This is a genomic window from Rhodococcus sp. 66b, from assembly GCF_002076325.1.
Classification (GTDB): Bacteria; Actinomycetota; Actinomycetes; order Mycobacteriales; family Mycobacteriaceae; genus Rhodococcus_F; species Rhodococcus_F erythropolis.
Map to the genome: position 1 here is coordinate 1 of NZ_MUZB01000013.1, position 12,800 is coordinate 12,800.

Consider the following 12,800-nt stretch of genomic DNA (forward strand, 5'->3'; position numbering starts at 1 on the left):
CACCGGAAGAACGTGCTGCGCTCGAAGCGCAGGCGAACTTCATCGGCCCGATGACCCCGGAGGGCGAACAAGCACGCCGGGACGCACAAAACGTCCTCGCCGCCAACCCTCCGGAGTCGGCGGATTCAGACCTCGGCCAGCTCATGGTCGGTGACCCCAACCACGAGGTCTCCGAACCACCGATCGCCGAAACAGGAACCGGAAACCCTGTCGGCGACGCGATACTCGCCGATCAAACGCAGGAGCCGATCACTTCGAACATCGGCGGGCAGGACTACACCACAGAACCTGCGGACCCAGCGGATTCAGACCTCGGCCAGCTCATGGTCGGTGACCCCAACCACGAGGTCTCCGAACCACCGATCGCCGAAACAGGAACCGGAAACCCTGTCGGCGACGCGATACTCGCCGATCAAACGCAGGAGCCGATCACTTCGAACATCGGCGGGCAGGACTACACCACAGAACCTGTCGTCACTGACACCTCCTTCACGGACGAAAACGGAACCAACTGGTCCGGCACACCCTCGAAGGTGCCGAACGTGTGGAGTTGGACGTACACCGACGCGCAGGGAGAAGAGCACGACCTGCAGGTCACCTACGACGAGCAGGGACGTCCCTACCAGGTTTTCGACCATTCCAACTCGGAACTGTCCCTGTACGACTGGAGCACCGGCGAACCAGTTCGGATAGGCGACGCGCAGCATCTGGACCCCGGTGTCGCTTACGATCAGCCTTACACCGGCGAGATCATGAGCTTCGTTCTCCCACCATTGCGTGGGGGGCGTCTGATTGCTGGCGCAGTCCGGGCCGAAGACCTGATCGTCTCGAACCGGACAGCACCGACCCGCCCCCCGGTTACTTCACCGGCTGTTCCGGCGCAGAGTGTTCCCCGGCCGGGCACAGTGCCACCGCGCGGCATACCCGTCATCGACGGCACCGTTCCACCTGCCGAACATGACCAACCCACGATCCCTTCCGTGAATGAACCTGCACGCCCGGATCCCACGATTCCGGAACCCTCGCAACCCACTTCGCCCGGCGATCCCGATCGTGGCGAGTGGGAATCACCCTCGCCCGGTGAGGTTGCTGATCCGGGGTCGAACCCAGAACCGAAGGCTCCCTCGCCAGGTCACGTCGAGGAACCGAGTGTGCCGACTTTGCCCGATGTCGGTCATGTGCCGGTGAATCCGGATGCTCCCGGCGCTCCGCAGCAACCCGGACCACCGGAATTCGACCCCTTCGCCACCGATCCGAGCACGATCGAGCAGCCAGGTGTTATTCCAGGTCCGACAGACCGGCCGACTGTCGCTACCCCGCCGCTACAGCCCGATTCTGGCGAACCAGGCGTATCGCTTCCGATTACCAACACGCAGACGGATCCTGGCGGAATCGAAACCGGTGAACCCGCAGACGTTCCTGCAGGTCGTATTCCGATACTCGGAGATCCTGAGGGCGGTCACGGTATTTGGGACAACGCCTATCCATCAGAGATCGCGTCGATGTTCGACCAGAACGGCAATTTGACACCCAACGCAGCTTTTCAGCAGTTTGTTACCGGAGTTGACCCAGCGTTCACTTACTACCTTCCGGCGCCTTTCAGACCAACCGGGCGCATCAGTATCGACAACTGGATCCAAGAACTCAATATGCTTCAAGAGGTCAAAGGTAATTACGACATGCTGTTCAGACCGCATGTACCAGACTTCATGCGCGACAATATTGTCGATGGCATGCTTGAGCAAGCTGAGCGACAGGTCCGAGCCATAGCTCTTGCGGGCAGCGATGCACACCTCCAATGGGTGTTTCTGCAAGAACAAGCTGCGCAGATAATGGAGGATGCGTTCGACGAGGTCATCGGGCTGGAGAACATCAACATCATCGTATTTGGAGGGGAGTGAAGAGTGCCTACATCATCACTGCGCCGCAATCCTACGGCGGGCTTGACAGTGAAGGTCATTCCACGAAAGGGTGCGCCTGAAAGCGAGGCCGTCACGGCCGCGCTCGTTGCACGTTCGCTACGATTGCTTCGCGACATCGATCCTGTCTTCGACGTCGACTTGTACCAAACAGTAGGCGATGCCCTCCCCGACGGTGCCGGAGTCGAGCAAGCCTTGGCGTCGAATATCCGTCAGATCCTTGTACCTCCGACGGAAAAATCGATCGAAGCCGCATTGATCGAGCGCAGACGATCCCCTGATGCCACCGGCGGTATGTATCCCCTCTCATTGGGACGACATATGACCCTGTATTCACCCGCTGGAGACGTCAAAGTCGTTGTTAGTTTCGGGGGCACCTCAGGGTCCGGCGCATTCGCATGTGCCTTTGCCGACGAATCACTGATTTCGCTGGCATCGAAGCTCGTACAGGGACTAGCCGACATCTGGGACTCGCGTGTCACCGTGCTCTACCGCCGAACCGAATCATCGCCTCAGCGCAACGTACCGGGTGACGCAATCGTGGGCAGTTGCACCTACTTCGGTCCTGAGTTGCCGATCAAGGAAACGCAGCTCCCGCCCAGCGTGGAGGCATTTCCCTACCAGGACGGCACAATCGTCATCCAGAAGAATCTGTCCACGCCGTTAACCGTCGAGGACATCCGAAGCATCCGCGCAGCAGCAGGACTGCCGACCGAACGACCGGAGATTCCTCTACCCAAAGGTTTCAGACGGCTGTGAGCCCTACGTTGGGCGCACTCGGGGCTGCCTGCAGGTAGGATGGCGCGGACCGACCAGCCTGCCCGCAATTACTGCGCCACGATCCCGATCCGGCTACGCACCAGCTGATCGACGCTCCGGGTGGAGTGCCACCGCGCGGCATACCCGCCATGGACGGCACAGTTCCACCTGCCGAGCATGATCAACCCTCTGTTCCGTCCGTGAATGAACCTGCACGCCCGGATCCCGCGATTCCGGAACCCTCGCAGATAGTGCTTGATACTGAGGGATGATGTCCGGACTGCCAGGTAGGCCGGGGCTAATTGTGCGGATGATTCGTGGGTCGGTAGTGAGGCGGTCAGCGGAGACCATACCGTTTTCGAAGGCTGGCGGCCGGCTGCGGCCTTTGTCTATGGCGTCGAACCCTTCGGCGATCCAGTCGATGTGGGAGATTCCGGCGCGGTCGAAGGCGCTGGGAGGTGCATCACATACTTCCCCGAAAGTACGGAGGTACGAATGAATTCTGGAATCTAGTTCCCCTGCCCACTTCTATACATGCACTCTTCACTCGATGGTGGGAATTTTATGCCGATATCTATAACTGATGCGCTGGAGTCCTATTCCGACATCCAGCGGTTCCTAGTCCCGACGCATCCAGGCCGATCATTCGACATCTGCAACACCTACGACCCGCCGGCAGAGGCTGAAGAGGTGTCTCAGTATTGGAATCTAGATACCCTGCCGAGAGATCTCTTCGATTTATGGAGAAGCGCGAGAGAATGCAGACTTCACCACGATAGGGGCTCAGGAAAGGGTGGAATAACACTCCTTTCTCCGCCCAAAGCTCGAGAAGTTACGGAACGCGAGCTGGAATTCTGGGATGACGAGGATGGGCGCTTCTTGAAGAGTGACATAATAATCGGCACAATGGTGGTCGAGCCAGATTTCATTGTATTCGACACAAGAAAAAACGACTTCAATGTTCTGTTAGCTTCAACTCTCGACGGACGTGGGGACTGGCCTATCGTGGGGCGGAATATTTCCGACTTCTTGCTGCGTTATCGTGATTTACCTGGAGAAGGCCACTGGCAGCGCTCGATCGTTTGATGCACCGGAGAGCGAAGTTGGCTTCCATCCTCGAGGGAATCGATGGCTTGGCCATGGCGACCCCGAGGAAGGTGCGCGGTTCTGCATGGGAGCGGGTGTTGAAGGCTGCGGCGAGCAACCTTGGCCCATAGTGGGTTGTGGCACGATCTGGCACCTAGGGGGAGTTGATCCATTTACCAGTGCGATGGTGGTTCAATTCCATTGGGTTGGATCCCAAACCGAACCGGGAAGAGTTGACCTTCAGTCATGTGCCCCTGATGAGAGAATTCACGCCGGGCACTATCACCTTTCGGCAGAGTTCATATCAATCTGGTCCCACAGATTCTGGACCACCGAACATGCAGATGGACATCTTCGATACCCGCGGTGCTGCGGAGATCGTGCGCTGGTGGGCGCTCGGTCCGTCCACCAAGTTCTTTGCTGCACCGCCGCTTCCCGACTCGGTAGCTGCAGACGAGCAGGCTTATGCCGACCGCAAGGAAGAGCCTTGCCGGGATTGGATGATTTCGGCTGGACTGCGGGTGATAGCTGACACCGGTTCGCCAATCGAGGTCATCGACAGCGTCCTCTGGGAGTTGGCTCGCCGTGACGTCGGTGGCCACGTCCAAAGTTTCTGACGAGAATTTCGCGCGGTCGCGGAAAACAGAGACCGACTAGCGACATTGCAGTGGCTGGACGAAGAAAGACGTCGTTCTGTAAAGGATGCATACGGGCTTCGGGATTCTGCGTTTGCCGATGTGATTTTCCGTACTGAGGACTCGTAGCCGAGGGAAGTAGGCGTGAGGGAGTGGAATCGGATGGATCGCGCGCCGCGTCGGAGAAACCGCTGTCGGTGCGCACAGTCGCTCCTTTTCGTCTACCAAATAATATGAATGGTCCTTTATGGCAAGCATGCACATGAGCGATGACAAGCCTAAGCCACCGAAATCGGTCACTGAGGTGCTCGAGTCCCTGGGAACGGACCGGGATCAGTTGCGGGAGATGGCGAAAGATGCGATCGCAGACTTGACTCCGAAGAAAGGAAGAGGCGCTGCGTGGGAGAAGGTGCTGGGCACGGCGGTGAAGAAGCTCGGGCCCAACTGGACGATCATCGGTAGCGGTTTGCGAGCGGAACTGCTGCACACGCCAGTTCGGTGGTGGTTCGACACCGTCGGGATCGATCCGATCCCCAACAGAGAACAACTGACCATCGGCCATGTCCGGCTCTTCGAACCGCTCATTCCTCGTGCCATCACTCTGAGGCAGGACATTCCCGACAGTAGGCTTCAGGACCAGGAGTTCCGCCGACTGCAGATCGACATCTTCGACACCGCCTCCGCTGCGGCAACAGTGACGCAGTGGGCTCAGGGCCCAGCAATGCAACTATTCGACACCAAGCCTGCTGAGCTTTTCTCGGCATTTCTGGAGGAGAAGTATCTGGTCCGAGACCAGTCGCGTAGCACCAGCTGGAGGTTTCTGGCGGCGTATCGCGTGATCACCGACACCGGGTCACCGCTCGAGGTCATCGACAGCCAACTCGACTATCTCCGCAGCCGGGCTGCCGACCCGGCAGGTCCACTTGTGATGTTCTGGGAACAGTTTCGTGAGGTCGCTGCTGCCGGTGATCGAGAGAGGACACTGCGGTGGCTCGACGAGCATCGACGTGCCACGGTGCGTGAGCACTACCCGTTACCGGATTCGGTGTTCGCCGATGTTCTCGAAGACCTGGGCGACGGTTAGTCATGTGAGTGCAAGAATCTCGGATTTGCTTCGACCACAACACTTCAAGGGGAGAAATTAATGGACTACTGGGTCGTCGTCCCGGAAGAGCCAGGGTTTGTCGGGGATCGTACAGTTGTCGATACCGCAACCTTGCCGCCGACGGTGGAGAGGGCGCACTTCGTGTTCACGCGGCAACCTACCGACGGACTGATCGGTGCGGGCCCGCTGGTGTTGGTGGACCGTGAGACCGCGGAAGCGCTCGAGAACAACGTCTTCGGTGAAGTGTCCCTTCATCCGGCGGACCTCGATACGGACCCGGCGTCGGGGTTGTTGCGGGTTCCCGACTTTGTGTGGTGTCAGGTGCATGGGCAAGCGGGGATGCTCGATATCGGCCTCACCGAGGACGGTCGCCTGGTGATGTCGGGGCAAGCGTTGCTGGTGTTCCACTCTTTCGGTGGCGGTATCGACAACGCCACCATCTCCGAATGGCTCGGCTGAACCAACTTGCCCAACATATGCTTTGCCGTGGTGAAACTATGTGATGGCATGCCATGAGCGCAGCGCGCTCCCCCAAGTCGCCGTGATCGAGGAACTACCCACTGACACGTTGATCCGGTTGGGAGACAAGCCTATGCACGTCGGTGCCGCCGACATCGTGGCAGTGCGCGCAGTGTCGGGCTATGGAGATCAGGTCGGATTGGAAAGGACGGGGCGATGAGCATGTTTGGGCGGCGGCCGACGGTAGCCGGATATTGGGGCACGCGGGTGCAGTCGAGTCTGGAAGTGGCGCAGACGATGCGCGCTTTCCTCGACGACCTGGAAGCGATCGACCCGGAGTTGGCGTTGTCGTTGGTCTCGACTGCCGAGTTCGACAAGGTGCCAGCAGATCTCAGTGTGGACGGGTTGGTGCGTACCTTCGAGCATTCCCGCTCGAAGGAGATGGGGTATTCGGACACCCCGGGACCGGGCTACGACATCGACTTGTCACCCGAAGATGGGACCGCGCGCCGGGTCGGTGCCTGGGTCGGCGGGCTGGAAACCAGTGCTCCCAACAGTGTCCTGGTGTCGTTGCCGACGGAGACGCAGCTCACCGACAGTACCCGGCGGTTGCTCGACCCGGATATCGGAGACGCGATCATGAGAGTGATCGTCAAGCATTGGGAACCGGAGCGAGCTCGGTGGAGCATCGGAGACTACCGGCACCTTCAGAATCGGTCGAAAGGTGAGGTCGAGGTGGGATGGGAAACGTACTTCCATTCCGGAGTTACGTTCGATCGCAGCGCGCTGCCCCAGTCTGCGGTGGTAGAGGATCTGCTCAATGGCACGTTGATTCGGTTGGGGGACAAGCCAATGGAGGTCGCTGCCGCCGACATTGTGGCGGTGCGGGCGGCGTTGGGTTACCCGGTGTAGGCCCCGCAATGGGTCCGGAGTTCACCATTGCATCAGACGTCGAGAAATGTGTTAACCGGATGGCCTGCTTCGCCTTTCGATAGTATCGTCAGATGGCACTCCGAACCGACTTGCTCGCGTGGCTCCTCGATTCGGATCCGGCGATTCGGTGGCAGGTGGAGCGCGATCTGTTGAACGAAGCGCCCACTGTGTGGGTGGCGACGCGCGCGTCGATCGCTACCAAAGGATTTGGTGCACGCCTGCTTTCATTGCAGGATCGAGACGGCCAATGGGCGGGTGGGGCGTTTTTCCCGGCAGAATTCGACTTTGCGGGACCCGAAGCAGCAGAACAAGGTCCGCAACCCTGGACGGCAACTACTTGGACGCTCAACTCCTTGCGTGAGTGGGGCCTCGATGCCGGTGTTCTGCGGGAGCGTCGTACCGCAGAACTGCTCGCGGAGAACTGTCGCTGGGAGTACGAGGGCCGGCCGTACTGGGACGGTGAGGTCGATTGCTGCATCAACGCCTGGACGGTGGCAAACGGTGTGTGGCTCGACATGCGTGTTGATGAACTGGCTGATTGGTTTGTGCAGCATCAACTTCCGGATGGCGGGTGGAACTGCGAGTGGATCGAAGGTTCGACGCGATCGTCGTTTCATTCGTCCCTCAATTCACTCAAAGGGCTTCTCGCGTACGAGATCGCGACCGGGGGAACAAAGGAGACGAGCGCGGCTCGACGATCCGGTGAGGAATTCTTGCTGCAGCGCGGTCTGTTCCGGCGACTCTCGACCGGCGAACCGGTGGGGCCTTGGGTCGGCCGGTTCGCGTACCCGTTCCGGTGGCGTTACAACGTGCTCAACGCAGCCGACTACTTCCGTGAAGCGTCGTTGTCGTATGGAAATGAGCCTGATCCGCGAATGGCGGACGCGATCGAGATGATCCGGGCCGCTCGAGCCTCGGATGGGACGTGGCTCCAGGCCGGTCGCCAACCGGGGCGGGTGTGGTTCGAGGTCGACACAGAGGCGGGGGAGCCGTCGAAGTGGCTGACTTTGTCCGGCATCCGAGTGCTCGCCTGGTGGGATCAATCCTCCCCTCTAGGTTCTGCATAACAAAAGAGTTACAGCGAGAGTTTTTCACCTTTAAAGGTTATCGAAAGGTGATCTTCGACTTTCCGGTCGAAATATCCAGTACGGATGAAGAACATATTAACGACAGGATTGCCCTCAGTGCGGTGAAGGTTAATCATCTGAACAGGTGAGAAGATGTTCGGTGAAATTACCTACCCGATTGGATAGGCGGGTCACCGACGTTGGTAATCAAATAGGGCGCTCGCGGCTGTCTTGGTTAGGGAGCTAAGTCCCGAGCTGGAAACGGCATTTCTGCTTCGAAAGTGTCGCTCACCTGCGGCTACGTTCCCCATTTTGCAAGACTTAAACCACTTTCGGCGAGAATTGGTCCCGCAATTGTAGGTTGTGGAGCGTCCGCAATGTTTAGGCAAAGTCCCATCTTTTCCCAGAACAATGCTCTACTAAACGTGAAAACCGGATGTTCCCCCGATTTTGCTGAGAAGGTGCAACTATGGGGCGTAGCGTAACTGTCGCAGCGAACCGGAACATCGCGAATTGCTGCTCTAACCAATGACTTTGTTCAGGTCCGAATAATGCTCGGAGGTCGTCGATGTCGATGGAAATGGTGTTAGCCGAAGCAGTGATAGACAGTGGGGACACGGCATGGGTGCTGATCTCCGCGGGCCTGGTTCTGTTCATGGTTCCCGGACTCGCCTTCTTCTACGCCGGTCTGGTGCGTGGTAGCAGTGCGCTCGTCATGTTGCAGCAGAACCTCGTCCCACTCGGACTCGTCTCGATTACCTGGGTCGTGTTCGGATACAGCTTCGCGTTCAGTGGAGACTGGGGTTCCGGCTTCCTCGGTGACCTCAAATTGTTCGGCTTGCAGGACATACACACAGCCGCCGCCCCGGGCTTCCACCTGATCGAAGGTGCAGTCGCGGTACCGACTCTGGCGTTCGTGGTCTATCAGATGATGTTCGCGATCATCACGCCCGCGCTGATCACCGGTGCGACCGCAAACCGGCTCAAGCCCTTGGGCTGGGCCGTTCTGCTCGTGCTGTGGTCGATCATCGTCTACCCCCCGATTGCGCACTGGCTCTTCAATCCCGAAGGCTGGCTGGCGCTCCGCGGAGCTCAGGACTGGGCCGGCGGAATTGTCGTCCACGCATCCGCCGGTGCCGCCGCCCTGGCAATCTTACTGGTGGTCGGTAAACGCCCGGGATGGCCCAACGCCGAGGCAGTCCCGCACTCGGTGCCCCTGGCGTTGATCGGCGCAGGCATCCTGTGGTTCGGCTGGTTCGGATTCAACGCAGGCGACGGATTGGCCGCCGATGGTGTTGCGGCACAAGCCTTGATGAACACTCACATAGCCGCAGCGGGCGGCATGGTCGTCTGGCTCGTCATCGAAAGGTATACCGAGGGCAAGGCCACGGCGATCGGTGGGATCACCGGCGCGGTAGCCGGTCTCGCGACCGTCACCCCCTGCGCCGGCTTCGTCAGCACCTTCTCCGCGTTGGCGATCGGCGCGCTTGCCGGACTGGTCTGCCACTTCGCGCTCGCGCTCAAGTCGATCTTCAAGTTCGACGACGCGCTCGACGTCATCGCGGTCCACTTCATCGGCGGCATCCTCGGTTCACTCCTCCTCGGTTTGTTCGGCGAAAAGGCGATCAATTCGATCGGCCGCGACGGACTCTTCTTCGGCGGCGGCGCCGGACTACTCGGCGAGCAGGCGTTGGCGTTGATCGTCGTCATCGCTTTCTCGTTCGTAGTGACCTGGCTGATCGCCACGGGCATCGAGAAGACCATCGGTCTCAAGTTGGCCCCGAAAGACCAGGTGGACATCGACCGTCGTCAGCAAGGCATGGACGCATACCGCTACAACGCCGCGTTCGTCGACGCCGGTGGTGCGCCGCAGACCAGCGGGTTCGACTCGGGGGTCCTGGTCGAGGGGACAAAACTTGTTCCGAACCTCGCCGCCCCGAAGCACGAACTCATCACCGCGGTATTGCAGACCATCGAGTCCGAGAAGCTTCGGGAGGCGCTGCTGGCTGCCGGAGCGGAGTCGATAGTCGTATCGGAAGCGCATGTCTCCGCGAGTGACTCGGCCTCGCTCAAGTTCCGCGGGCAACGCAACGACGTCGTGTTCACCGAGCGGTTGCGTGTCGAAGTGTTGGTCGCCTCGGAACATGCCCAGGCGGTCCTGGACGCGATCAACGAGTACTCGGGCGGCAGGAGGAGCGGTTTTGTCCAGCAAGCGGCCGAACCACTCACCGAAGCGACGGAACAGGGGAGCTGACATGTATTCGACGACAGGGAGTTACCGCATGATCGACAAGGAGCGTTCGGAATGCATCTGACACCGCGAGAACTCGACAAGCTGACAATTCTCATGTTGGCGGATGTCGCACTGAGGCGAAAGGCAAAGGGGCTCAGACTCAACCATCCGGAGTCCGTCGCAGTCATCACTGCAGCCGCTCTGGAGGGAGCTCGGGAGGGCAAGACTCTCGAGGAGGTCATGGCCGACGCATCGCACGCCTTGACGGTCGACGACGTGATGGAAGGTGTCGCGGAGATGATTCCGCGTGTGCAGGTCGAGGCGGTGTTCCTCGACGGTAGCCGGCTCGTCACCGTGCACTCTCCGATCCAGTAGCCCGACCGAGATGTCAGGAGCACTCCAAGATGGCAAGCAAATCGACGAAGAAGGATTCCGGCGGCGAGAAGAAAGTGCCGGTCGGCGGATACGTGTTGCGGGACGAGCCGATCGAACTGAACGAGGGCCGTCCCCGTTTGAAGTTGCGAGTCCGAAACACCGGTGACCGTCCCATCCAGGTGGGTTCGCACTATCACTTCATGGAAGTCAATCGCGCGTTGTCCTTCGATCGTGAACAGTCCTTCGGCTGGCGCCTCGACATTCCAGCGGGCACGGCGGTCAGATTCGAGCCGGGCGACGAAAAGGAAGTGACGTTGGTGCCGTTAGGCGGCAAGCAACGGGTTCAAGGCTTCAACGGACTTGTCGACGGTTGGGCGCCGACCCACGCCGCCTACCGCCCTCGGCTTCCCGGAGCCGTCCAGCGTGCCGAAGAACTCGGCTTCCTGTCCGAACCTCAAACCGACTGATTCTCGTTCACGGCGGACGAAGGAGAGCAACACCCATGACAAGCATTTCGAGACAAGAGTATTCAGGTCTGTTCGGGGTCACCACAGGTGACCAGATCAGACTGGGTAATACCGACCTGTACATCGAGGTCGAGGAAGATCTTCGAACCATCGGAGACGAGTCGATCTACGGCGGCGGCAAGACGCTGCGCGACGGCATGGGCCAGGATCCGGAGTCGTGCAGCATCGACGGTGCGCTCGACCTCGTGATCACCAACGTGGTCATCGTCGATGCGACCATCGGGGTCGTCAAAGCTGACGTGGGAATCAAGGACGGCAAGATCGTCGGCTGGGGCAAGGCGGGAAACTCCAGCACGATGGAAGGCGTCACTCCGGGGCTGACCACCGGTCCGGCGACCGACGCGATCTCCGGTGAGCAGATGATTCTTACTGCCGCCGGCATCGATCCGCACGTGCACCTCGTGTCACCACAACAGGCGTACCACGCACTCAGTGGGGGAGTGACGACGCTGATCGGTGGTGGTATCGGCCCGACCGACGGAACCAACGGCACCACCATCACTTCCGGTATCTGGAACATGGAGATGATGCTCAAGGCCAATGAGGGTTTGCCGGTCAACGTATGCATGCTGGGCAAGGGCAACTCGTCCGGGCATCAGTCGTTGGTCGAACAGATCAAGGCCGGTGCGGCCGGACTGAAGGTCCACGAGGACTGGGGCGCAACCCCGGCCACAATTCGTGAGTCTCTGCGGGTGGCAGACGAAATGGACGTTCAGGTCGCCATTCACACGGACACACTCAACGAGGCCGGATACGTCGAGGACACCATCGCGGCCTTCGAAGGCCGTACCATTCACACCTATCACAGCGAGGGCGCGGGCGGCGGTCACGCACCCGACATTCTGCGGGTGACGGGAGAGGACAACGTACTTCCGGCGTCGACCAATCCGACGTTGCCGTACGGCATCAATACTCAGGCCGAACTCTTCGACATGATCATGGTCTGTCACAACCTCAATCCCAAAGTGCCCTCCGATGTTTCGTTTGCCGAGTCCCGCGTTCGCGCCGAGACGATCGGGGCCGAGAACGTACTGCAGGACATGGGCGTCATCTCGATGTTCTCGAGTGACTCACAGGCGATGGGCCGCGTCGGAGAAAACTGGCTACGCGCGATCCAAACAGCGGACTGCATGAAGCGGTCCCGCGGGAAGCTGCCCGAGGATTCGCCGACGCACGACAACTTCCGCGTGTTGCGTTACGTCGCGAAGGTCACGATCAATCCCGCGTTGACGTTCGGTCTTTCGCATGTGGTCGGGTCGATCGGTGTCGGGAAGATGGCGGATCTTGTTCTCTGGGAGCCCGCATTCTTCGGTGCGAAGCCGAAGACGATCATCAAGAACGGTCTGATCAGCTGGCACGCCATGGGAGATCCGAATGCGTCGCTCCCGACACCACAACCGGTGATCTACCGGCCGATGTTCGGTGGATTCGGCAAGGCGTTGCCGCAGAGTTCGGTCTCGTTCGTCTCGCGAGCGGCACTCGACGACGGCATCAAGGACCGGCTCGGTCTCGAACGTCAGGTTGTTGCTGTCGAGGGGACCAGAACAGTCACCAAGCGTGATCTGGTTCGCAACTCGGCCACTCCGGAAATCAAGGTGGACCCGGAGACCTTCGCGGTGACTGCGGACGGCGTCCACGCATACGTCGAACCTGCCGAATCCATTCGCTTGAACCAACTTTACTTCTTCAGTTAGGGGTCTCC

The 12,800-nt window shown here is 59.9% G+C and carries 13 protein-coding genes; all 13 read left to right on the plus strand.

Annotated features, from left to right (window positions below; genetic code table 11):
• Positions 1 to 1,901 (plus strand): Tox-REase-5 domain-containing protein (locus B0E55_RS23010; protein WP_241896126.1); only part of this gene is annotated, 1,901 nt, incomplete at its 5' end.
• Positions 1,902 to 1,904: 3 nt separating this feature from the next.
• Positions 1,905 to 2,678 (plus strand): hypothetical protein, encoded by a 774-nt coding sequence (locus B0E55_RS23015; RefSeq protein WP_020905821.1) that lies wholly within the window; start codon positions 1,905 to 1,907, stop codon positions 2,676 to 2,678.
• Between the two features lie 365 nt (positions 2,679 to 3,043).
• Entirely contained in the window at positions 3,044 to 3,262 is a 219-nt protein-coding gene (locus B0E55_RS32660) for an HNH endonuclease signature motif containing protein (RefSeq protein WP_080910531.1), read from the plus strand.
• Positions 3,213 to 3,764: a hypothetical protein gene (locus tag B0E55_RS23025; RefSeq protein ID WP_133053432.1), complete on the plus strand. Its 552-nt coding sequence runs from the start codon at positions 3,213 to 3,215 to the stop codon at positions 3,762 to 3,764. The genes B0E55_RS32660 and B0E55_RS23025 overlap by 50 nt, the downstream gene beginning before the upstream one ends.
• Positions 3,765 to 4,102: 338 nt before the next feature.
• A complete protein-coding gene (locus tag B0E55_RS23030; RefSeq protein WP_029254246.1) occupies positions 4,103 to 4,381 on the plus strand; it encodes a hypothetical protein in 279 nt (92 codons plus the stop codon).
• A gap of 280 nt (positions 4,382 to 4,661) precedes the next feature.
• Positions 4,662 to 5,483 (plus strand): hypothetical protein, encoded by an 822-nt coding sequence (locus B0E55_RS23035; RefSeq protein WP_133053433.1) that lies wholly within the window; start codon positions 4,662 to 4,664, stop codon positions 5,481 to 5,483.
• A gap of 60 nt (positions 5,484 to 5,543) precedes the next feature.
• Positions 5,544 to 5,963, plus strand: a complete 420-nt coding sequence (locus B0E55_RS23040; protein ID WP_080910532.1) for a hypothetical protein — start codon at positions 5,544 to 5,546, stop codon at positions 5,961 to 5,963.
• A gap of 216 nt (positions 5,964 to 6,179) precedes the next feature.
• Positions 6,180 to 6,875 carry an Imm52 family immunity protein gene (locus B0E55_RS23045; protein ID WP_241896127.1) on the plus strand — a complete coding sequence of 232 codons (696 nt, stop codon included), beginning with the start codon at positions 6,180 to 6,182 and terminating at the stop codon, positions 6,873 to 6,875.
• A 92-nt stretch (positions 6,876 to 6,967) separates the two neighbouring features.
• A complete protein-coding gene (locus tag B0E55_RS23050) occupies positions 6,968 to 7,963 on the plus strand; it encodes a squalene cyclase (protein WP_080910533.1) in 996 nt (331 codons plus the stop codon).
• Positions 7,964 to 8,537: 574 nt separating this feature from the next.
• The gene (gene amt, locus B0E55_RS23055; protein WP_230091063.1) at positions 8,538 to 10,217 is read left to right on the plus strand and encodes an ammonium transporter; all 1,680 of its coding nucleotides are present in this window, start codon (positions 8,538 to 8,540) and stop codon (positions 10,215 to 10,217) included.
• Between the two features lie 51 nt (positions 10,218 to 10,268).
• Complete coding sequence (locus B0E55_RS23060) at positions 10,269 to 10,571, plus strand: urease subunit gamma (protein ID WP_020905830.1); 303 nt, start codon at positions 10,269 to 10,271, stop codon at positions 10,569 to 10,571.
• Positions 10,572 to 10,600: 29 nt separating this feature from the next.
• Positions 10,601 to 11,038 (plus strand): urease subunit beta, encoded by a 438-nt coding sequence (locus B0E55_RS23065; RefSeq protein WP_080910534.1) that lies wholly within the window; start codon positions 10,601 to 10,603, stop codon positions 11,036 to 11,038.
• Positions 11,039 to 11,073: 35 nt separating this feature from the next.
• Positions 11,074 to 12,792 carry an urease subunit alpha gene (locus B0E55_RS23070; RefSeq protein ID WP_003943847.1) on the plus strand — a complete coding sequence of 573 codons (1,719 nt, stop codon included), beginning with the start codon at positions 11,074 to 11,076 and terminating at the stop codon, positions 12,790 to 12,792.
• Positions 12,793 to 12,800: the final 8 nt, after the last annotated feature.

What these genes read in the sequence shown, in the direction of transcription:
- amt (WP_230091063.1), top strand. Translation starts at nt 8,538, where the DNA reads ATGGAAATGGTGTTAGCCGAAGCAGTGATAGACAGTGGGGACACGGCA.
- B0E55_RS23030 (WP_029254246.1), top strand. Translation starts at nt 4,103, where the DNA reads ATGCAGATGGACATCTTCGATACCCGCGGTGCTGCGGAGATCGTGCGC.
- B0E55_RS23045 (WP_241896127.1), top strand. Translation starts at nt 6,180, where the DNA reads ATGAGCATGTTTGGGCGGCGGCCGACGGTAGCCGGATATTGGGGCACG.
- B0E55_RS23070 (WP_003943847.1), top strand. Translation starts at nt 11,074, where the DNA reads ATGACAAGCATTTCGAGACAAGAGTATTCAGGTCTGTTCGGGGTCACC.
- B0E55_RS23040 (WP_080910532.1), top strand. Translation starts at nt 5,544, where the DNA reads ATGGACTACTGGGTCGTCGTCCCGGAAGAGCCAGGGTTTGTCGGGGAT.
- B0E55_RS23050 (WP_080910533.1), top strand. Translation starts at nt 6,968, where the DNA reads ATGGCACTCCGAACCGACTTGCTCGCGTGGCTCCTCGATTCGGATCCG.
- B0E55_RS23060 (WP_020905830.1), top strand. Translation starts at nt 10,269, where the DNA reads ATGCATCTGACACCGCGAGAACTCGACAAGCTGACAATTCTCATGTTG.
- B0E55_RS23065 (WP_080910534.1), top strand. Translation starts at nt 10,601, where the DNA reads ATGGCAAGCAAATCGACGAAGAAGGATTCCGGCGGCGAGAAGAAAGTG.
- B0E55_RS23035 (WP_133053433.1), top strand. Translation starts at nt 4,662, where the DNA reads ATGAGCGATGACAAGCCTAAGCCACCGAAATCGGTCACTGAGGTGCTC.
- B0E55_RS23025 (WP_133053432.1), top strand. Translation starts at nt 3,213, where the DNA reads ATGCACTCTTCACTCGATGGTGGGAATTTTATGCCGATATCTATAACT.